The following is a 19,708-nucleotide window of genomic DNA, read 5'->3' on the forward strand; positions in this document are numbered from 1 at the left end:
CGGCGTGACGACGGCGTCAGAGGGATGCGGCCGGCAGGAGGTCGATCGACGGGTGCCCCGCGACGCTGTGGGTCCAGCTGAGGGTCACGCGGCAGCCGCTCCCGTCGGAGACGATGTCGAAGGTGGCGCTGTGCAGCCGCGCGATGGAATCGACGAGGCTCAGGCCGATCCCGAAGCCGCTCTTGTCGGTCTTCAGCGCGCCGCGGCGGTACCGGGCGCGCACGGCGCTCAGCTCCTCCGCGGGGATGCCGCAGCCCGTATCGGTGACCTGGATCCCCGTCGGATTCCGGAGCAGCGCGACCGTCACCTGCCCGGCGGCCGGCGTGAACTTCAGGGCGTTGTCGATCAGGTTGCTCACCGCCTCGAAGATCAGGCTGCGGTCGCCCTCTATCGCGCACGGGCCGTCCGGCCGCTCCCAGAGAAGTCGGATGTCGCGCTCGATTGCCAGGGGCTCGTAGTACTCCACCGCATCCTCGAGCAGCCGGCCGAGATCGACCTGGGTGAAGCCTGATCGGCGCAGGCGGTCCTCCATCTCGGAGATGCGCAGCAGGGCCGAGAACCGGACGACGATGCTCTTGACCTCGGCCAGGACGTCCTCGTTGAAGGCGCGGAAGGCCGCGACGCTGTCGGCCTTGCGCAGCGACCGCTCCAGCGTGCCGACCACCCGGGTCAGCGGGGTGCGCAGGTCGTGGGCGATGTTCTCGTTGACGCCCTTGATCTCCAGCATCAGCCGCTCGAGCTGGTCGAGCATGTCGTTCACGACGCGCGTGAGGTGAGCGAGGTCGGCCGAGACGCCGCGCGTCGGCAGGCGCTCGCTCAGGTCGCCGCGCATGATGCGCTCGACCGCCTTGGTGATCGCATCGTTCTGCCGCAGCGAGCCGGCGCCGAACACGACGGCACCGATCAGGCCGATCACGATGGTGGCGGCCATGCCCCAGACAAAGGTCTCGACCAGCGCCTTCTCGAGGGACTGGAGATCCTGGGCCGAGCGGCTGACCAGCACGTACTCGCCGCTCGGAAGCTCGGTGAGCTGGCTGAAGAGCGTGCGGCTGCGGTGATCCAGCGGCTGCGCCAGGATGAACGGCTTCCCGATCGGCGCCCTGTCGGGGAAGGCGATCGGCGCGCCGGCCCGGCGCACGTGGTCGGGCCCGAACAGGACGAGCGGGCGGCCGCCCTCGGCGAAATCCTCGGACGCGTCGATCCGCTCGCGCAGCGCACGCGGCGACAGGTTCAGGAGGTGCTTCGATTCCCACTCGACCCATTCGAACGCGGCCTTGCGGCCGTAGCTGCGCGTGTCGACGTAGAGGAAGCCCGAGAGCGCCAGCGAGGCGGTCCCGAAGGTCGCGAAGAACAGGCACGCGACCCGGAAGCCGCTGGTGCGCCGGACCTCAAGAAGGCGCACGGAGGATGAAGCCCGTGTTGCGCACCGTGTGGATCCGCGGGTTCAGCCCGTCGGGATCGAGCTTCTTGCGGATCTTGCCGATGTGGACGTCGATGACGCTGGACTGGTGATTGAAGCTGTAGCCCCAGACGGATTCGAAGATCATCTTCCGGCTCACCAGCGTGCCGGCGTTCTGCATCAGGAACTCGATGATCGCGAATTCCTTGGGCAGGAGCTCAATTTCCCGGTTCCCGCAGTGGAGGACGCGCTCGATCAGGTCGAGGCGCAGGTCGCCGACGACGAGCTCGTTCACCGCCTCGGCCGCCATCTTGCGCCGCGCCAGCGCGTCGACGCGGGCGGTCAGCTCGATGAACTCGAACGGCTTGGCGAGGTAGTCGTCGCCGCCGGCGCGCAGCCCGTCGACGCGCTCGTTGACGGCCGACAGGGCGCTGAGGATCAGGACCGGCGTCGAGACCTTCGCGGCGCGCAGCTCGGTCAGCAGCGACAGGCCGTCGATCTCCGGGAGCATCCGGTCGAGCACGATCACGTCAAAGTTACCGTCCAGGGCCTTGCGTAGTCCGATGCTGCCACTGGGGGCTTCGTCGACCTGAAATCCGTATTCCGCGAGGGCCGAACCGATCTCCGCGGCGACCCGCCGGTCGTCCTCGACTACCAATACGCTGGCCATTCGTTTTTCCTTCTTATTTTGTATTCGCCGGCCCTGTCTGGTCTCCTGCGGCTCGGAGGGAGAGGTGGAATTATCCTCTTCGGAGCCGGAGTCAAATGCGGTTCGGTCGCGGCGGCCGACCTGCGTCATCCCGCCGGCGAAGCTTACAAGGGAGCGAGGGATCTGGACCATGCGCCTCACTCCGCGCTCGCCTGCTCGGAGAGCTTGGCTGTCGGGACCTGGGAGGCGACGGAGCCGCGGGGGACGACGCGGCTGCCGTCCTGAAGGCCGGCGGGCGGGTTGAGGACGACGGTCTCGCCGCTGTCGAGGCCGCTGCGCAGCTCGAGGCGCGTGCCGAGATCGCGCGCGATCGTGATCGGCCGGAGCCGGACGGTGTCGTCCGCCCCGACCACGGCCACGCGCGTCCCCTCCGCGTCGAAGATGAGCGCCTCGGACGGCACGATCACCCGCGGATGCGTGCGCGGCACCGCGAAAGTGACGGCGACGTAGAGGCCCGGCCGCAGGATTCCGTCGGGATTGGCGACGTCGACCTCCGTGTCCAGCGTCCGCACCGAGGATTGGAGAGCCACCGAGCTGCGCGAGACCGTGCCGTCGAAGGTCCGGTCCGCGATCTGCGCGACCTGGACCCGCGCCTTCACCCCGTCGCGGATACCCACGGCGGCCGATTGCGGCACCTGCACCGCGACCCGCAGGACATCGGTGCTGTCGACCGTGAAGAGCGGCGTCCCGGAGCCGGCATCGCCGTGGACGAGGTCGCCGACATCGACCTTGCGGGCGGTCACGATGCCGTCGAACGGCGCGACGACGTTCTCGAAGGTGGTCAGCGTCCGGAGCCGGTCGACGGTCGCCTGCTGGGCGGTGATGTTGGCTTCCGCGACCTTCACCTTCGCCTGCGCGGCGGCGAGGGTCGCGGTGGCGGTCAGCATCCCCGCCCGGGTCTGGTCGGCGTTCTGCTTCGAGGCCCAGCCTTGTCCGGCCAGCGTCGCGGTGCGGGCGTCGGTCACGTTCGCGAGCGTCACGCTGGCCTTGGCCTGCTCCACATCCGCCTGCGCGACGGCGAGCTGCGCCTTGAACTGGCCGAGCTGAGCCTCGGCCTGCCGGGCCTGCTGGTCGAGGTCGGGCGCGGCGATCCGGACCAGCAGGTCGCCCTTCTTGACCCGCGACCCGATGTCGACCCGGCGCTCGGCGATGTAGCCGGTGGCGCGGGCGAAGATGTCGGCATGGTCGAAGGCTTCGGTCTGGCCCGGCAGGGTCAGCGTCATGGGCCCGTCATCCACCTGCGCCGGCCCGGTGCGGACCGTCGGAACGAAGTTCACGGCCTCGGCCTGGGTCTCCAGGGAGGCCTGGTAGGTTTCCCAATGGTGCCAGGCGCCGAGGCCGAGGGCGCTGCCGAGCGCGAGGAACGCCACGAGGAACGGGCGCTTGCGCGGCGGCGGCGGCACCGCGTGGACGAGGGCCTCGCCGGCCCCGTCCTGCCGCAGCGGGTCGATCTCGACCGCGTGCTGGTGCGCCCGCGCGGCAGCCTCGGCGCCGCTCCCGGGGGCGTCGTTGAAACGGGTCATCAATAATCCTCGAGGGGCTTGATCGGGTTGCGGCGGAGCAGGGTGTAGAGAAGGGGGACGAAGAGCAGGGTCGAGACGGTGCCCATCCCGATCCCGCCCATCACCGCGCGGGCGAGGGCGGCATTCTGCTCGGCGCCTTCGCCGGACCCGATCGCCATCGGGATCAGGCCCAGGAACATCGCGGAGGCGGTCATGAGCACCGGCCGGAGGCGGGTATGGCCGGCCATCAGGGCGGCCTCGCGGGCAGAGCAGCCGGTGGCCTCGCGGTGCTCCTTGGCGAAGGTGACGAGCAGGATCGAGTTCGCGCTCGCCACGCCGACCGACATGATCGCGCCGAACAGGGCGGGGATCGAGAACGCCGTGCTGGTGATGAACAGGCTCATCACGATGCCGCAGAAGGCCAGCGGCAGGGCGGCGATGACCACGAAGGGGTCGACCCACGTCTGGTAGTTCAGGACGAGCAGCAGGTAGACCGCCACCAGCGCGATCCCGAGCCCGAGCTCGATGCGCGAGAACGCGCTCTCCATGCTCTCGATCTGGCCGCGGACGAGGATCTTGTCCGGGGCCGGGAGCTTGACCTGCTCCTCGGCGACGATCCGGTCCACCGCGTTTCGGACGCTGCCGAGATCCGCGTTCTGGACGTTGGCGAGGATGTCGAAGGTCGGCTGCTGGTTGACGTGGTTGATCACGGTCTGCTCAGGCTGCCGCTGCATCGTGGCGATGTTCGACAGCAGGATCGGGATGCCGGGCCTGTCACCCGCGTCCGTGTGCACCGAGACCGGCGTGTTCATCAGCTGCGTGATGTCGGCGTTGCGCCACTCCGGCGTCTGGACCCAGAGCTGGTACGGCATGCCGGACTTGGGATCGGCCCAGAAGTTCGGGCTGACCTGGAAGGAGCCGGAGAGCGAGACGTTCAGGTTCTGCGCGATGGACTGCTCGCTGACGCCCATCTCGGAGGCCAGCCTGCGGTCGACGTTCACGTACATCTGCGGGGCGTCGACGATCTGGTGCAGGTGGACGTCGACGGCGCCGCGGACCGCCGCGATGCGGCGGACGAGGTCCTGCGCCACGGCGAGGTCCTCGGCATCGTGCCGCCCGGAGACCTGCACGTCGATCTGCGCGACGGTCCCGAAATTCAGGATCTGCGTGATGATGTCGGACGGCTGGAAGTAGAAGGTGTCGTCGGGGAAGGCCTGGTGCAGGACCTGGCGCAGCCGCTTCTCGTAGAAGGAGATCGGCTTATGCTCACCCTTCAGATTGATGAGCATCTGCCCGTCATTGTAGGCGACGAACGACGCATCCATGAAGGCGAAATTGTAGTTCGAGGCGGGGAGGCCGATATTGTCCAGGATGAGCCCCAGCTCGTCCTTCGGGACGACCTGCCGGACGACGTCCTCGACCTGCGCGAAGGTCTTCTCCGCCTGCTCGATCCGCTCGCCCGGCCGGGTGCGGATATGCAGGGTCATCTGGCTGGATTCGATCTGCGGGAAGTAGTCCTGGCCGACGAAGGGGAAGATCGCGGCCGTCACCGCGAAGACGGCGAGCGCGCCGGACAGCGCGCGGGCCGGATGGCCGAGCACCGCGGACAGGAGGCCGACATAGCCCGCGTGGAAGCGCGCGAACCCGCGCTCGAACGCGTTGCGGAAGGCGAGGGCGCCGCGCAGCGGATATTGAAGCAGCCAGGCGAGGGGCCGTGTGGGCGCGCGGAGAATCCGGCCGAGGACGGAGCGGCGGCGGGGTGGTGACGCCCCATCGACCTCGGCGGCCGGGCCGTGATGCCGGGCGTATTCCGGGGCGACCAGGACGTCGATGAGGATCGCCACCAGCGTCCGCGACAGGAGGTAGGAGGTCAGCATCGCGAAGACCACCGCCTCGGCCTGCGGGACGAAGAGGTAGCGGGGCGCGTCCGTGAGGAAGAAGACCGCCGAGAAGGCCGAGCAGATCGCCAGCGTGGAGATCAGGGCCGGCTTGGCGATGCCGGCCACGCCCTCGACCACCGAGCGCCGGAAGGAGAAGCCTTCCTCGAACATCCGGTAGGTGTTCTCGATCGCGACCGTCGCGTCGTCCACGAGGATTCCGACGGCCAGGGCGAGGCCGCCCAGGGTCATCACGTTGATGGTCTGGCCCAGAGCAACCAGGATCGACAGGGAGGTCAGGATGCAGAGCGGGATGGAGACCAGCACCACGATGGTCGAGCGCCAGGAGCCGAGGAACAGCAGGATGGCGAGACCGGTGAGCCCCGCCGCGATCACCGCCTCGCGCACCACGTCGGAGATGGCGTCCGAGACGAAGACCGACTGATCGAACAGCGGCGTGATGGTCATGCCCTTCGGCGCGGCCGCGTGGATGTCAGGCAGCGCGGCCTTGACGGCGTTCACGACGTCCAGGGTCGAGGCCGCGCCGTTCTTGAGGACCTGCAACAGGACGGAGTGGTGGCCGTCGGCGCGGACGATGTTGATCTGCGGGGGCGAGCCGTCCCGGACATGGGCGACGTCGCGCAGCAGGACCGGCTGGTTGTTCTCGACCTTGATCGGAATGCGGTTGAGCTGATCGACCAGCTGCGGGCTCGAGTTCAGCCGCACCGTGTATTGCTGCGTCCCGATCTTCGCGAGGCCCGAGGGCACGACGAGGTTCTGCTTGAGGACCGCGTTCAGGACATCGAGCGGCGTCATGCCGATCGCGCGCAGCTTGCCGGGGTCGAGATCGACCATGACCTGACGCGGCGCGCCGCCGTAGGGGGAGGGCAGGGTCGAGCCCGGCACCTCGGCGAGCCGGCGGCGGGTCCGGTACTGCGCGTAGTCGAAGACCTTGGTGAGCGGCAGCTTCGAGGACGACAGCGCCATCTGAATGACGGGCACCGACGAGGCGGAGAAGCGCATGATGACGGGGGGCTGCACGCCCGGCGGCATGCGCGAGCGGATCGCGTTCATCGCCGAGTCGACCTGGGTCATCGCCAGATCGATGCTGACCGCGGAATCGAAGTAGATCCGCTCGGTCACCGTGCCCTGGATCGACGTCGACTCGATCCGGCGGATGTTGTTCACGTTGCTCGACAGCGAGAACTCGCTGTAGTTCGTGATGCGCTGGACCATGTCGGTCGCGTCGAGACCATTATAGGTCCACACCACCACCACCACCGGGATATCGACGGCGGGCAGCACGTCCTTGGGCGCGACGGTGATCGAGCCGAGCCCCGCGAGGAACATGAGGACGGCAAGAACATAGAAGCTCTTGCGAAACTTCAGAGCGAACCGGACGAGTTCCATGTGATCAGTCGGGTGTCCCGCCGTGACCCGGCTCCCATTCCCGCGGGGTGCCCGCGTGGACTGGCAGCCGATCAAGCCTCGTGTGCGAAGAGAAGGCAGGGCGAATGCCCGGCAGGCCGAAGTTATAGTCCTGGCAAAGACACTCTTCGAATGAATTCGGCACGACAAAATAAAGCGCGTTTAAGAAACTTAAAGCGGCAGCGGATCTCTAAAGTGCGTCGCGAATCCGATGCTTGCACTGTCTCCGTCCTAGGCCGCGGCCGGACGGGCGCGCATCGAATTTTAAAGAAAATTTCTCAAATCAATTCCGTTTTCACTGCTGAAAAGCCTATTTGATTGCAGTGCGCGGTCGGCTTGCGCCATCTTCCGAATGTCGAGATGGGCTGACCCGCCAACGTCGCTGAAGGCAGTGCGTCGCGGCCACGCGGTGATCCCGTCGGGCGGCTGTTCCGAAGCGCGCAGGCGTTGTGGCGGGCCTGCTCGCAGAGACCGGCCGCTGACCCCCGCGGCGGTCCCGTCGAACACATCCAGGACATCCGGAGCGCGGCGTCCGCGCTGCCGATCTCGTGCGCGCGAGGAGGCGCGGGCCTATGACCAGACGATGTCTGCTGCTCCTGGTCTCGGTGCTCTCACTGGCGCTGCAGACCGGCGTGGCGCTGTCCGAGAGCGAGATGCCGGCAGGAGGCGCCTTCATGAGCAGTTACACTTCGGATCCTTACTTCGACCCGCGGTCACGGTACTCGCAGGCTCACGCCACCGGAGACATCCGCGGACAGCCGATGCTCGTCGAACCGGGCGACGCCCCGCCGCCCTGCAAGCTCTTCGACACGGCCTGCGCGGCCGCCTTCGAGCGCTCACGCCCCCACGCGTATCGCTAGGGCCGGCGCCGACCGGGCGAGAGCGGAGCGCTCGCCCTTCTCGGTCCGAAAACGCGCCCTCTGCCGCGCGGAGATGGGGCATGTCAGTCCGGCGTCGGATCGTCCGCGATCCTGCGCCGCAAGTGCACCAACCTCCAGCCCGAGACCGCGCCGACATACCGCCACCGGCGGCTCGCGCCGGTGGGGCTGCAGTCGACGATACCTGTGAATTCTTGAGCCAGGTTATATCGCAAGGCGTTTGCACGCCCTATCCCGTTGAAAATTGCACGTTGACCGCGTGCGGGATGAGCAATGATTGAACAGGGCCCACGGATTGCGCGCGAATTCCATGTCGGCGTCGGCGGCGACCGCTGGTCCCTGATGCGCGACCTCCAGACCGGACAGCCCTACGTCTCTCACTCCCCGGGCGATGACGCGCCCGAGGTCCAACTGGATCTCGGTTCGTTCCTCGTGCTGTTCACCGGAGAGGAGCGGGAGAAGCTGCTCCGCCTGATCGGGTCGCTGCTGCCGGACGAGGACGCGCGTGCGGATGCCGACGGCCGGGCCGGCACGTCGCGGCCGCTGACCTTCGTCTCCCGGTGGCTTCCCAACCGGTAGGTCGAGACGTCGGTATTAGCCACCTCGACGCGAATTTTAGGCGCAATTGAGTTCAGTTCGTAAACCGGCCCTTGATCGGTTGCCGCTTATGCTCCGGCGCTCTAGCGCGGAGTACTTATGGACAACCAGCGCAACGCCCGACGCGTCTCCGTCAACCTGAGCGGATGCATCTCGGTAGCCGGCCATCCCGCCATCCCCTGCGTGGTGCACGACATGTCGCGGTGGGGTGTTCGCCTCCGGCTCGTCGGGACCGAGCGGGTACCCCCCGCGTTCACGCTGACGATCGACGCCACCGACACGGTGATCGGCTGCGAGACGGTCTGGAAGAACGCCGACGAGATCGGAGCCCTGACCGACCTGATGGAGTGACCGAAAGCCGAATCTGGTCCTCACTCCAGATCGGCCCCGGATCGCTTGGCGAACCGGCGCGATCGTGGAGCCGCGGCCGCGCGGTTTCAGATCCCGAGCCCGCGTCCAGCGCCTTAACCGCGGGCGAGGGCCGCCTCGAATTCCTCGGCCGGGAGGTGCGCGCCGCCGGTCGTCCAGATCACGTGGGTGGCCGCGGCGCCGACCGCCGCGGGCAGCGTGGCGGCGAAGCGCCCGGCCGCCGCGAACCCCGCCGCCGCGGAGGGCTCCAGGCGCAGGCCCGCCTCGGTCCACATCACCCTGAGCCAGCGGTACAGCGCGTCGTCGGGCACCGTGACCACGGCGGCCACCAGCTTCTCGAGCGTCCGGGCCACCAGCATCGACGCGGAGGCGCAGGCCAACCCGTCCGCCGCGGTGCGGTTGTCGAGGCCGACATCGTAGACGCTGACCGGGCGCTCGAGACCGGCCGCGAGCTGGACCAGCATGCACGGGGACGCGACCGGCTCGACGAAGACCGGGTGCACGGCGTCACCGAACAAGAGCTTCAGACCGAAGGCGACGCCGCCCGGCGCACCGCCCACGCCGCAGGGCAGATAGACGAACAGGGGATGCGCCGGCCCCACCGCGATCCCGGCCTCCGCGAGCTGGCGCTGAAGGTCGAGGGCCGCGGCCGCGTAGCCGAGAAACAGGTCGACGGAATCCTCGTCGTCGACGAAACGGGCGTCCGCGCGGCCGGCGAACGCGCCGCGGGCCGCCGCGACCGCCGCCCCGTAATCGCCGCGATGCTCGACGACGCGGGCGCCGAGTTCGCGCAGGCGCTGCTTCTTCCACGCCTTGGCGTCGTGGGACATGTGGACCTCGACCGCGAAGCCGAGCGAGCGCCCCATCAGGCCGACGCTGAAGCCGAGATTGCCGGTGCTGCCGACCGCGATCACGTGGCGGGCGAACAGGGCGCGGAATTCCGGGTCGGCGAAGGCCGCGTAGGATCGCCCCTCGGTGAGCAGCCCGGCCCGCGCGGCCAGGTCCTCGGCATAGGCCAGGACCTCGTAGACGCCGCCGCGCGCCTTGATGCAGCCGGTCACCGGCAGCGCGTGGTCGGCCTTCACCAGCACGCGCCCGTCGGCACCGTCCAGGATGTCACGGGACAGGCGCTCTTCCAGCGGGACGAGCGGCGAGTCGATCCGGCCGGCGCCCTCTTCGGGGAAGAGGCGCGCCAGGAGCGGCGCGAACCGCTGCCAGCGCGCCACGGCCGCGTCCACGTCGGCACGGCCGGTCGCGAGTCCGGGCAGGACGGACGCGGTGGCGTCCAGCGCCGGGTTCATCCAGACCGTGGGGCTGGCGCGCCTGACCGCCTCCGGAATCCGGTCGCCCGATAGTCGAGTCTCCATCCCGTCGACGGCTGCCATGGCGCTCCCGATCCTGCCCGGTTTGTCCGCGCCGACCCTGCGCGAGCGGCGCTCATGCGGCCAATTATATTCTCTGGTGCGGTCTATTAGGCCCGCTTATGATCGGGCATGCCCGTGAGGCTCGACGCGCGCCTGGCCGGCGACCTGTTCTTCTTCCGCGTCCTGGTCGAGGCGGGCGGCTTCGCCCGTGCGGGCGACCGCCTCGCCGTCACGCAGAGCGCGGTCACGCAGCGGATCCAGCGGCTGGAGCGGCGCCTCGGTTACCCGCTGCTCGAGCGGGGCGCCCGCGAGATCCGGCTGACCGCCGCGGGTCACGACCTGTTCGCCGCGGCGCGGAGCGGCTTCGACGGGATGGGCGAGGCCCTGCTCCGGGGGGAACGGCGCGAGGGCCGGGCGACGCTGCGGATCAGCTGCGTCCCCTCCCTGGCCTCGGAATGGCTCGCGCCAAGGTTGAAAGCCTTCAGCGACACGCATCCCGACATCGACGTCGCCGTCTTCGGGGAGACCCACGACCTGGATCCGGGACGCATGGCGCAGTCCGGTATCGACGTCGCGATCCGCTACGGCCCGGCGCCGCCTCCCGGTGCGACGGTCGTCTTCGACCATCCCGAGCCGGTCTACCCGGTCTGCGCCCCGGCCTACCGGGATGCGGCGGATCCCGGCGGGGCCGTCGTGCTGCTCCACGACGCGACGCCGTGGGAGGCGGCCGCGAGCGTCTCGGAGGAGTGGGATCGCTGGATACGCGTCCACGGGGCGCCCTGGGGCGGCCGCGTCCAGAATCTCTACTTCAACCTCGCGCAACTGGCGCTGCGCGCCTCGCTCGGCGGCTCGGGCATCGCCCTGGGGCGATCGCTGATCGTCGCGCCCTATCGCGCCGACGGGCGTCTCGTGCCCGCCTGCGACGCGGCCCTCATGAACGGGCTCCGGTACTTCGTTCTCGTGCGTGCCCTGCCACCCGCGGGGCCGGCGGCGGCCTTCGTGGACTGGCTCGGCCGGACGATGGCGGGTCCGCCGGGCTCGCCCGAGGCGCCGCGTCGGGACGGTGCGGCGGAATGCGGATAGGGCACCGTCCCGCGCGCGCCGCGCTCGGCGCCCTTCAGGTTCGAACGCTCGATCTAACGCCCGGCGGGTCGATCCGTCGACAGCGCGGCTGCCAGATGTGCGACGAAGGCGTTCACCTTGGGACTGACCAAGCGCCGGGACGTGTGGAGCGCCCACAGCTCCGTCGGCGGCCCCTCCAGCCAGCCCCAGCAGGCCAGCCGCCCGGCCGCCACGTCGCCCCCGACCAGCGAGCGCGGGAGCAGCGCCGCGCCGGCGCCCGCCACCACGGCGTCGCGCAGCATCGGCAGCGAGGACAGGCGCAGGACCGGCACGGGCGCGTAGGACCGGCGCGTCCGGCCATCATGGACCTGCCACGTCTCGTCCTGACGCGGCGTCCAGCGCACCGCCGCCGGCACGGTCGCCGCGTCGCTCCCGGCCGACGGTTCGGGACGCGGGACCTCGGGCGCCGCCACCAGCCAGAGCTCGTCCCGCAGGACACAGCGCCCGACGAGGCGCTCGTCCGGCTTCGGATTGACCCGGATGATCACGTCGAAACCCTCCTCGATCGGGTCGACGAACCGGTCTTCGGCGGAGATCTCCAGCTCGACCTCGGGATAGGCGCGGGCGAAGTCCGCGGCGACGCGGCCGAGCTGCGTGTCGGACAGGAGCAGCGGCGCACTCACCCGGAGCCGCCCACGGGGTCGGTCGAGGCCGCCACCGACGACGGCGCCGGCCTCCGCGATCTCGCTGAGCAGCGGCCCCGTCCGGGCGTGGAGGAGCGCCCCCGCCTCTGTCAGGCGGAGGCTGCGCTCGCCCCGCTCGATCAGCCGCGTCCCGAGGCTCGCCTCAAGCTCGGCGACGCGCCGCGACAGCGTCGCCTTCGGCCGCCCGCTCGCCCGGGCGGCGCGGCCGAAGCCGCCGTGGCCGGCGACGAGATTGAAGTCGGCGAGCGCCGCGAGGTCCATGTGCTGTTCCAGATCCGGGACACCCAGTCCCGATCTTGCCGACTATGGCTCAGAAAAGGAACGGCACATCTTCGGGTCATCGGCGGCCCGCTCGGGGCCGCCCCGCATCCAGGAGATCCGCCATGACCATCCTCGTCACCGGTTCCACGGGCCGCATCGGCTCCGCCGTCATCGATCATCTCGTCGCCGAGGGGGCCGCCGTGCGCGCTCTGACCCGCTCGCCCGAGAAGGCGCGATTCCCCTCGGGCGTCGAGGCCGTCCGCGGTGATCCCGCCGACATCGACGCGATGCGCGCGGCGCTGGTCGGGGTCGACACCCTGTTCCTGCTCGTCGCCAACGCGCCGGACGAGCTGACCCAGGCGATCACGACGCTCAGCCTCGCCCGCGACGCGGGCGTGCGCGGCATCGTCTATCTCTCGGTCTTCAAGAGCGAGGCCTTCGTCGATGCCCCGCACTTCACCGGCAAGCACGCCGTCGAGCGGATGATCGCGGCCCTCGACCTGCCCGCCACGGTGCTGCGGCCCTCCTACTTCATGCAGAACGACCTCGCCCAGAAGGAGCCGCTTCTCGGGGCCGGCCTGTATGCCGTGCCCCTCGGCCAGGCCGGCGTCTCGATGGTCGACGTGCGCGATATCGCCGAGGCGGCGGCCAACGCGCTGCTGCGCCGCGAGCGTGCGGCCGACCGTCTTCCGGCCGAGACCTACGACGTCGTCGGCCCGGACGCCCTGACGGGCGACGCCCTGGCGGAGATCTGGTCCGAGGCCCTCGGGCGCGCGGTCCGCTACGGAGGCGACGATCTCGACGCGCTGGAGCAGCGGCTCCGGAGCTTCGCTCCCGCCTGGCTCGCCTATGACCTGCGGGTGATGATGCGCCGCTACCAGGAGGACGGCGCCGTCGCGACCGAGGCCGAGGTTGCGGACTTCGCGAGGCTCCTCGGCCGCAGGCCGCGCAGCTACCGCGACTTCGCGGGCGAGGTCGCCCGCGACTGGCGGGGCGCCTGAGCGGGGAGGCCCCGCGGGCACGGTCTCACGGGCCGGGAGGCGGCGGCGCCTCCCGCCACCGCAGCGCGTCGATCAGGCTGCGCAGGGCGGGCGTGACCTGCCGGTCGGGGTAGTAGAGGTGGCAGCCGGGAAACGACGGACACCACGCGTCCAGCGCCTGGACGAGACGGCCCGCGGCCAGGTCGTCGGCCGCCTCGTCTTCCAGCATGTAGCCGAGCCCGGCACCGGCCCGGATCGCGGCGGCCGCGAGCCGGCCATCGTTCACGACGAGCTGGCCGGCCGCGCGCACCCGGATCTCGCGGCCGTCGCGGGCGAACTCCCAGGGCAGCAACCCGCCGCCGCCGACGAGCCGGTAGTTCACGCAGCGATGCGCTTCCAGGTCAGCCGGGCTCTCCGGGCGCGGGTGACGGGCGAAGTAGTCCGGGGTCGCGACGACCACCGTGCGCAGGTCGGGTCCGACCCGGACCGCCACCATGTCGCGCTCGACCGTCTCGCCGAAGCGGATCCCGGCGTCGAAGCCGGCGGCGACGATGTCGGTCAGGGGGTCGTCCACGATCACCTCAACCGAGACGGCTGGGTAATCGATCAGGAAGGCGGGCAGTCTGGGCTCGAGGATCGCCCGCGCGGCGTACGCGAAGGTCGTCAGCCGCAGCCGCCCCGACGGCGCGCCGCGCCACTCGGCCAGCGCGTCGAGCCCGCGCGCGACGTCCTCGAGCGCGGGGCCGACCGACCGCAGCAGCCGCTCGCCGGCCGGAGTGAGCGCGACGCTGCGGGTGGTGCGGGCCAGCAGGCGCACGCCGTGACGCGCCTCCAGAGCCCGCATCGTGTGGCTGAGCGCGGAGGGCGACAGCCCCATCTCCGCGGCCGCCCGCGTGAAGCTGCGATGGCGCGCCACCGCCGCGAAAGCCGCCAGATCGTCGAGGGTGCCGCGCCGCATTCCTGAACTCTGCTCACAGACGCATGCGGAATACCACGGCTAATCCCGATACCGACGCCGGACTACGTCCAAGCCCTCAACAGTGAGGTGCGGCGATGGATCTGAGGCACTATCGAACCCTGGGACGCTCGGGTCTGGCCGTGAGCCCCCTTGCGCTCGGGACCATGACCTTCGGCGCCGCCCGCTGGGGCAGCGACGCGACGGTCTCGGCGGCCATCTTCGACCGTTACGTCGAAGCGGGCGGCAACTTCCTCGATACGGCCGACGTCTACGCGGGCGGCGCGAGCGAGACGATGCTCGGCGACCTGATCGCGGCGCGCGGTCTGCGCGACCGTCTGGTCGTCGCGACGAAGTCGGGCTTCCCGCGCGCGCAGGGCACGCCGCTCGCCGGAGGCAACAGCGCGCGGAACATCCGCTCCGGTCTCGAGAGCTCCCTGCGCCGTCTCAGGACCGGCTGGATCGACCTGTACTGGACCCATGTCTGGGACCGGACCACGCCGCCGGAGGAAGTCCTCCGGGCGCTGACCGATGCCGTCGCGCGCGGCGACATCCTGTATTACGGATTCTCGAACGCGCCCGCCTGGTACGCCGCGCAGATCGCCACCTTGGCCCGCGCCCACGGCCTTCCGGAACCCATCGGCCTGCAATACGCCTACTCGCTGCTCGACCGGGGCGTGGAACTCGATGTGCTGCCCGCGGGCCGCGCCCTCGGGCTCGGGCTGGTGCCCTGGAGCCCGCTGGCGGCCGGCCTGCTGACCGGCAAGTACGGGCGCGAGAAGCTCGCTCAGGCCGGGCCGGCAGGCTCGCTCCCGGACCGGGCCGGCGACGCGGCCGAGGGCGGCAGCGACGGCCGGCTCAACGGCGACAACCCCTTCGGCGGCATGCTGTTCACCGAGGCGAACTTCGCGGTGGTGGACGTGCTGCGGGCGGTCGCCGCGGACGTCGGCCGACCGATGGCGCAGGTGGCGCTGGCCTGGGTCGCGCGGCGCCCCGGCATCGCCTCGGTCCTGGTCGGGGCGAGCCGCCCGGAGCAGCTGGCGCAGAACATCGCCGCCCTCGAGGTCGTCCTGACGCCCGAGCAGCAGTCCCGCCTGGATGAGGCCGGGGCTCCGCCGCAACTCAATCCCTACTTCATCTTCGAGCTGCCGACGTCGCGCATCTTCGGCGGTGAACGGGTCGAGGCGTGGTAGGCCCGCGTCCGGGGTCGGCTCGGGGGATCGAGACCGGGCTTGCCGGTGATTCCCGTCACTCCGAACGCGCCACCTGGGTGCGGAACAGCGTCGCGAGGGTCCGCAACGTCCTGTTGTGCGGCTCGGCGAGGGACACCGTGTAGGCACCCGGATCGATGTTCGGGACGGAGGCGGTGATGCGCACCGTCCGCTCGTCGACCTTGAGGACGGGCGCCCGCCACGTCTGACCGTTCGTGCCGCGGAACACCGCCAGCGTGTCCTTGCCGAGCCGGGGCGCGGTCCCGGGGAACGCGACTTCCGCGGCCCAGAGCTGCCCCGGCGACACGCGGAGCGCGTCGCCGGCATCCGGCAGGCTGTGGTGTAGATCCGGGACGTGCGGCGGGCCGCTGACGAGATGGCGCGGCTCCGGAACGAAGCGCGCCGGCGGCTCGGTGTCGGGGGCGATGAAGATCGAAGCGACGTCTTCGAGGATGCGCAGGCTACCGTCGGCGATCTGGACGATCGCGAGCGCGTAGCGTCCGAAGGACATCCCCGCGACGTCGATCTGGCCGGTGAAGCCGGACGTCGCGGCGGCGGGTTCACCGTACCACTTGGCCACGTCCGGACGGAGATCGCTCTGCAGGGCGACCCACGATGTCCCGGTGCGACCCGTCAGCCGCAGGTAGATCGCCTTCGGCGCCGGCCCCGAGACGTGCAGCCAGCCGCGCAGGAACACGGAGGCCCGTGCGACGACCGACGAGAGATCCAGGCTCCGGTTCAGGCGCTCGTCCGTGCGCAGCACGTCGAGGCTCCAGCCGCACTCGCTGCGCCGGACCGGCCTCAGCGTCAGACGCCGGAACGCGTCGGGCAGCTCCGGAACCGGGCGCGCGCGCGCCGCCGCCATCACGGCGGGCGACGCCTCCGGCGCGCGGGCCGCCTCGTCCCACGCGATCGCCGCGCTGGTCCAGGAGGCGGCGTTCGTCCGGTATCCCAGGGTCTCGAGCCGCAGGTCGAAACCGTGCCGCAGGTGGCTGGGAACCCGTCCGTGGCGCAGCGGCCGCGTCCCGATCAGGCGCTCGTAGAGGGCGCGGACCGACCCGAGGTGACCGTCGGTGTCGGGGAAGGATTTCCGGCCAACGGAGGCCTGCATCCGGGCGAGGCGGGCGCGATCGTAGTGCAGCGCGATGAGGCGCGCGCGGACGGCGCCGGCATCGTCCGGCGGGACCTTGAACCCGTCGATCCCGTCCTCGACGCGCTCGGCCAGGGCCCCGATATCGGCGACGACCGGAACCAGGCCCGCCTGCCACGCCTCCGTCAGCGCGATGACGAACGTCTCGGGCCAGGTCGAGAGGTGCAGCGAGACATCGCAGCCGGCCAGCAGGCCGCCGATCGCGTGCTGCTCGTAGGGGCCCGTCACGGTGACCTGATCCGGTCCGAAGCCCGCGACCGCCTCGCGGTACGGGTCGTCGATGCGGCCGATCACCTTGAAATGGATGGGATAGGCCTCGCAGCTCCGGATCAGGTTGATCGCCTGCTGGCCGCCCTTGTGGGCCGCGAGATTGCCCAGGATCGCCACGGTCAGCCGATCGCCGTCGCGCCTGCGCCTGGACACCGGCCGCGCCCCGGCCGGCGTGGTATTCGGCGCCACCATCGGGATCTCGACGATCCGGTCGGCGGGGATGCCGGGGAAGTAGCGCCGGAGGTACCCCGCCGTGGCGGGCGTGCTCGTGACGAAGGCGTCGATCGCGTCGGTCACCAGGGTCATCATGCCGTCGCGGCGCGCCTTGGAGCCGGGCGGATACTGGTTTCCCGAGACCAGGCAGGCGTCGCACTGGTCCGCCCCGCGATTGACGACGTCGCAGAACCGGCCGGTGTGATCGAGCAGCAGCCAGCGCTCGCAAATCAGGAAATGGTCGTGCAGGTGGTAGACGGTGGGTATGCCGCAGGCCCGCGCGATCAGCGGCAGCGACAGCGGGACGTGCATCAGGTGATGGATGTGGACGAGGTCGACCTGATGCTCGAACAGCAGCCTCTGGAAGATCCCCTCCACGAACGGGTCCGTCGAGAGCGGCGGCGTGACGGGACCGCAGGCGAAGCTCTCCGCGATCCCCGGGCCCTCGAGCCGGAGCGACCAGCGCCCGTCGCCGAAGACGGAGAAGAGGAACAGGACGCGGTACGGCTCGCCGAGCTCGGTCAGCAGTTCCTGATAGACCTCGACCCCGCCGCCGGGACGATGCCCCATCCGGTTGTGGGTGAGCATCAGGACCGTGCGGGGCGCTGACGGTTCGAGGGGCGGCCGGCGCGTCTGCGTCCGGCGCCGGTCGATCACCGCATCCAGGATCGTCGCCACGCGATGGTCGTAGAGGTGTTCGGCGCGGGTCCGCGCCTGCGCGGCGCGTGCGCGCGCGATGCGGGCCTCCGGCTCGGTCAGGGCCGTCAGGATCGCCTCGACTGCACCGGCCTCGTCGTCGCAGAGCGCGATCTCGGCGTCCGGCGTGTAGTAGGCGGCCGTCTCCGGCTCGGGCGACACCACGACCTGGAAGCCGCCGGCCAGCGCCGTCTCGAACAGCCGCGGCGGCGGCGTCGAACCGGTCGCCTGATCGGCGCGCGCCGCCGAGAAGATCCTGGGCAGGGTGAGCACGACGCGACTGCGGTTCGCCAGGAGGGCGAAGTCGCGGTTGCCGCAGCGCCAGTCTGTGACGAGCGCCTCGTCCTCCAGCTCCGGCGGACCGATATGCGCGTTCCACGGCAGCGCCAGCTTGAACTTCACGTCCCGCGGCAGCTTGGCCGAGAGCGCGTTCAGGGTCGCGACCCTGTTCGGCCACGCCGTTCCGATGAAGAGGAGATCGTAGCGGTAGCGCGCGTCGTCCTCGAGAACCGGGAGATCGTGGAAGAGCGAGGAGGCGCCGAGGGCGAGGTGGTGCGCCCGGCCTCCGTAGGCCGGGACCGTGGCAAGGTCGTTCGTGAAGACCAGATCGAAGACCCCCGACCCGCGCACGTTCGCCTCGCGCTCGTACGGATCCTCCGTGGTCCAGAGCACGCTGGTCCGGGCGAGCCCCGCGAGCCGACCGACCAGGGGCGCGTGCGCCCGCGCGCCGCCGAAAGCGATCAGCGTGTCGAGACCCTGCTCGACGAAGGCGGCCAGGGCATCGCCGTGCCCGCCGACATGGACCCGGCCGACCGCGGGATGGCGGCGCAGCGCGTCCGCGATGGCGAGCACGAGGTAGCGGTTGTGGGTCTGCGGCTCGGTGTCGAGCAGCAGGATCGACAGGTCGGACATGCGCGGTCTCGTCCGTCTCAGCGGCGGCGTGATCAGGCCGGGACCGTCAGGCGGCTCAGGTCGAGCAGGCGCGCCGCGCGATGCCGGTAGGTGTGCTCGCGGAGCGCCCGCGCCTGCGCCCGGCGCGCGATCGCCTCGATCGCGCCGGGCTCGTCGAGCGACCGCTCGATGGCGCGCGCGATATCGGCCGCGCCGTCCACCAGCAGGATCTCCGTGTCCGGCTCGAAATGCGCGCAGATTTCCAGGCCGGTGACGAAGAACAGCTGCGCCGAGCCCGACAGGGCGACCTCGAAGGTGCGCGGTCCCGGCGTCGCCTGCGGGAGCGACAGCCGGCGATTGGCCACGTCAAGGTCGCGGCCGATGTTGAGCGTCAGCCGCGCCGCCGCGGCGTAGTCGGCCATCTGCGCCGGCGTGAGGCGGCGGTTCACCGCGCATCGGAGCGTGTCCGGCCACTCGGCGCCCAGGATCTCCACGACGTGCCGGCACAGGAGATCGTCGATCCGGCGCATCAGGGCGACGCGGTTCGGGTAGGCGACGCCGCAGAAGAACAGGACTGTCTCCCGCTCCGCCACCGGGGCGATCGGCCGGAAATGCCGGTCGGGCGCCGCGGCCAGCGGCAGGTGGTGGACGTCGGGGTGCCGGTAGTGCTGCGCCGCCCAGGAATCGTTGCTCACGACGATGTCGGCGTAGAGTTCCGCCTTGAAGGCGTAGTCGAACTCGTACGGGTCGTCCGTCAGCCAGAAGATCAGGACGGCACCCACGGCGTCCGCGGCCCGCCGAAGCGCGCGCAGATCCGCCAGGTCAGGCACGAGACTTCCGACCGCGATCACGACATCCGGCCGGGTCGCCCGAACCGCCGCGACCGCCAGTTCCAGAGGGGTGTGTCTGACGCGCTCGGCGCCGAGCAGTTCGGCGAAGCCCTCTGCCAGATCGCTCCGGATCCCGGGATTCCTGTTGAGCGCATCGGGGAAGGTGCTCGTGACCAGGACGTGCGGCCCGGCCAACGAGATCGCGCTGACGAAATTCATCCCTCGTGACCTCGGCGAGACGGGCCAGTTTTAATTGCAGGTTAATGCCAATTGTAAGTAGACACGCAACTGTCGCATGTCCATTTCGTCGATTAATTTCCCCCAACCACTTGGCGATTGGGTAATTTCGGGCAATTTAATGT

General features: G+C 70.4%; 15 protein-coding genes. 6 read left to right on the top strand and 9 right to left on the bottom strand.

Annotated elements, in window-relative coordinates; all coding sequences use genetic code 11:
- Positions 1 to 16 precede the first annotated feature (16 nt).
- From ACLBYG_RS01795 to ACLBYG_RS01810, 4 genes are read right to left on the bottom strand one after another with little or no spacing between them, the layout of a single operon-like run.
- Positions 17 to 1,402, bottom strand: coding sequence for a sensor histidine kinase (locus tag ACLBYG_RS01795; protein WP_447680405.1), 1,386 nt, complete (start codon positions 1,400 to 1,402; stop codon positions 17 to 19).
- Positions 1,389 to 2,240, bottom strand: coding sequence for a response regulator transcription factor (locus tag ACLBYG_RS01800; protein WP_307188506.1), 852 nt, complete (start codon positions 2,238 to 2,240; stop codon positions 1,389 to 1,391). The genes ACLBYG_RS01795 and ACLBYG_RS01800 overlap by 14 nt, the downstream gene beginning before the upstream one ends.
- A gap of 5 nt (positions 2,241 to 2,245) precedes the next feature.
- Positions 2,246 to 3,631 carry an efflux RND transporter periplasmic adaptor subunit gene (locus tag ACLBYG_RS01805; RefSeq protein WP_100251001.1) on the bottom strand — a complete coding sequence of 462 codons (1,386 nt, stop codon included), beginning with the start codon at positions 3,629 to 3,631 and terminating at the stop codon, positions 2,246 to 2,248.
- Complete coding sequence (locus ACLBYG_RS01810; RefSeq protein WP_091677762.1) at positions 3,631 to 6,897, bottom strand: efflux RND transporter permease subunit; 3,267 nt, start codon at positions 6,895 to 6,897, stop codon at positions 3,631 to 3,633. The genes ACLBYG_RS01805 and ACLBYG_RS01810 overlap by 1 nt, the downstream gene beginning before the upstream one ends.
- Before the next feature lie 590 nt (positions 6,898 to 7,487).
- Between ACLBYG_RS01810 and ACLBYG_RS01815 the strand changes: the two genes are divergently transcribed.
- The 3 genes from ACLBYG_RS01815 (at position 7,488) to ACLBYG_RS01825 (ending at position 8,741) form a co-directional block, all read left to right on the top strand.
- Positions 7,488 to 7,775: a hypothetical protein gene (locus ACLBYG_RS01815; protein ID WP_091978466.1), complete on the top strand. Its 288-nt coding sequence runs from the start codon at positions 7,488 to 7,490 to the stop codon at positions 7,773 to 7,775.
- A 291-nt stretch (positions 7,776 to 8,066) separates the two neighbouring features.
- A complete protein-coding gene (locus tag ACLBYG_RS01820) occupies positions 8,067 to 8,372 on the top strand; it encodes a hypothetical protein (RefSeq protein WP_447680406.1) in 306 nt (101 codons plus the stop codon).
- Between the two features lie 117 nt (positions 8,373 to 8,489).
- Complete coding sequence (locus ACLBYG_RS01825) at positions 8,490 to 8,741, top strand: PilZ domain-containing protein (protein ID WP_020091601.1); 252 nt, start codon at positions 8,490 to 8,492, stop codon at positions 8,739 to 8,741.
- A gap of 113 nt (positions 8,742 to 8,854) precedes the next feature.
- Here ACLBYG_RS01825 and ACLBYG_RS01830 read toward each other — a convergent pair whose 3' ends face one another.
- Complete coding sequence (locus ACLBYG_RS01830; RefSeq protein ID WP_447680407.1) at positions 8,855 to 10,144, bottom strand: D-serine ammonia-lyase; 1,290 nt, start codon at positions 10,142 to 10,144, stop codon at positions 8,855 to 8,857.
- A 108-nt stretch (positions 10,145 to 10,252) separates the two neighbouring features.
- Here ACLBYG_RS01830 and ACLBYG_RS01835 point away from each other — a divergent pair, with 108 nt between their 5' ends.
- Entirely contained in the window at positions 10,253 to 11,206 is a 954-nt protein-coding gene (locus tag ACLBYG_RS01835; RefSeq protein WP_447680408.1) for a LysR substrate-binding domain-containing protein, read from the top strand.
- Positions 11,207 to 11,259: 53 nt separating this feature from the next.
- Here ACLBYG_RS01835 and ACLBYG_RS01840 read toward each other — a convergent pair whose 3' ends face one another.
- Positions 11,260 to 12,150, bottom strand: coding sequence for a LysR family transcriptional regulator (locus tag ACLBYG_RS01840; protein ID WP_447680409.1), 891 nt, complete (start codon positions 12,148 to 12,150; stop codon positions 11,260 to 11,262).
- 122 nt (positions 12,151 to 12,272) lie between these two features.
- On the opposite strand from ACLBYG_RS01840, the gene ACLBYG_RS01845 reads away from it, so the two are divergent.
- Positions 12,273 to 13,151, top strand: a complete 879-nt coding sequence (locus ACLBYG_RS01845; protein WP_447680410.1) for an SDR family oxidoreductase — start codon at positions 12,273 to 12,275, stop codon at positions 13,149 to 13,151.
- A gap of 25 nt (positions 13,152 to 13,176) precedes the next feature.
- Here the strand turns inward: ACLBYG_RS01845 and ACLBYG_RS01850 are convergent, their stop codons facing one another.
- The gene (locus ACLBYG_RS01850) at positions 13,177 to 14,088 is read right to left on the bottom strand and encodes a LysR family transcriptional regulator (protein WP_447680411.1); all 912 of its coding nucleotides are present in this window, start codon (positions 14,086 to 14,088) and stop codon (positions 13,177 to 13,179) included.
- 95 nt (positions 14,089 to 14,183) lie between these two features.
- Here ACLBYG_RS01850 and ACLBYG_RS01855 point away from each other — a divergent pair, with 95 nt between their 5' ends.
- The gene (locus ACLBYG_RS01855) at positions 14,184 to 15,278 is read left to right on the top strand and encodes an aldo/keto reductase (RefSeq protein ID WP_447680412.1); all 1,095 of its coding nucleotides are present in this window, start codon (positions 14,184 to 14,186) and stop codon (positions 15,276 to 15,278) included.
- 55 nt (positions 15,279 to 15,333) lie between these two features.
- On the opposite strand, the gene ACLBYG_RS01860 is transcribed toward ACLBYG_RS01855, so the two are convergent.
- The gene (locus ACLBYG_RS01860) at positions 15,334 to 18,537 is read right to left on the bottom strand and encodes a glycosyltransferase family protein (RefSeq protein ID WP_447680413.1); all 3,204 of its coding nucleotides are present in this window, start codon (positions 18,535 to 18,537) and stop codon (positions 15,334 to 15,336) included.
- A gap of 32 nt (positions 18,538 to 18,569) precedes the next feature.
- A complete protein-coding gene (locus ACLBYG_RS01865) occupies positions 18,570 to 19,565 on the bottom strand; it encodes a glycosyltransferase family protein (protein ID WP_427507674.1) in 996 nt (331 codons plus the stop codon).
- Between the last annotated feature and the right edge of the window lie 143 nt (positions 19,566 to 19,708).

Source organism: Methylobacterium sp. D53M (assembly GCF_053345625.1).

Excerpts from the sequence above, each read along its gene's own strand:
- ACLBYG_RS01845 (WP_447680410.1), top strand. The coding sequence starts at position 12,273 with ATGACCATCCTCGTCACCGGTTCCACGGGCCGCATCGGCTCCGCCGTC.
- ACLBYG_RS01865 (WP_427507674.1), bottom strand. The coding sequence starts at position 19,565 with ATGAATTTCGTCAGCGCGATCTCGTTGGCCGGGCCGCACGTCCTGGTC.
- ACLBYG_RS01860 (WP_447680413.1), bottom strand. The coding sequence starts at position 18,537 with ATGTCCGACCTGTCGATCCTGCTGCTCGACACCGAGCCGCAGACCCAC.
- ACLBYG_RS01835 (WP_447680408.1), top strand. The coding sequence starts at position 10,253 with ATGCCCGTGAGGCTCGACGCGCGCCTGGCCGGCGACCTGTTCTTCTTC.
- ACLBYG_RS01850 (WP_447680411.1), bottom strand. The coding sequence starts at position 14,088 with ATGCGGCGCGGCACCCTCGACGATCTGGCGGCTTTCGCGGCGGTGGCG.
- ACLBYG_RS01810 (WP_091677762.1), bottom strand. The coding sequence starts at position 6,897 with ATGGAACTCGTCCGGTTCGCTCTGAAGTTTCGCAAGAGCTTCTATGTT.
- ACLBYG_RS01855 (WP_447680412.1), top strand. The coding sequence starts at position 14,184 with ATGGATCTGAGGCACTATCGAACCCTGGGACGCTCGGGTCTGGCCGTG.
- ACLBYG_RS01840 (WP_447680409.1), bottom strand. The coding sequence starts at position 12,150 with ATGGACCTCGCGGCGCTCGCCGACTTCAATCTCGTCGCCGGCCACGGC.
- ACLBYG_RS01825 (WP_020091601.1), top strand. The coding sequence starts at position 8,490 with ATGGACAACCAGCGCAACGCCCGACGCGTCTCCGTCAACCTGAGCGGA.
- ACLBYG_RS01800 (WP_307188506.1), bottom strand. The coding sequence starts at position 2,240 with ATGGTCCAGATCCCTCGCTCCCTTGTAAGCTTCGCCGGCGGGATGACG.
- ACLBYG_RS01805 (WP_100251001.1), bottom strand. The coding sequence starts at position 3,631 with ATGACCCGTTTCAACGACGCCCCCGGGAGCGGCGCCGAGGCTGCCGCG.
- ACLBYG_RS01820 (WP_447680406.1), top strand. The coding sequence starts at position 8,067 with ATGATTGAACAGGGCCCACGGATTGCGCGCGAATTCCATGTCGGCGTC.
- ACLBYG_RS01830 (WP_447680407.1), bottom strand. The coding sequence starts at position 10,144 with ATGGCAGCCGTCGACGGGATGGAGACTCGACTATCGGGCGACCGGATT.
- ACLBYG_RS01815 (WP_091978466.1), top strand. The coding sequence starts at position 7,488 with ATGACCAGACGATGTCTGCTGCTCCTGGTCTCGGTGCTCTCACTGGCG.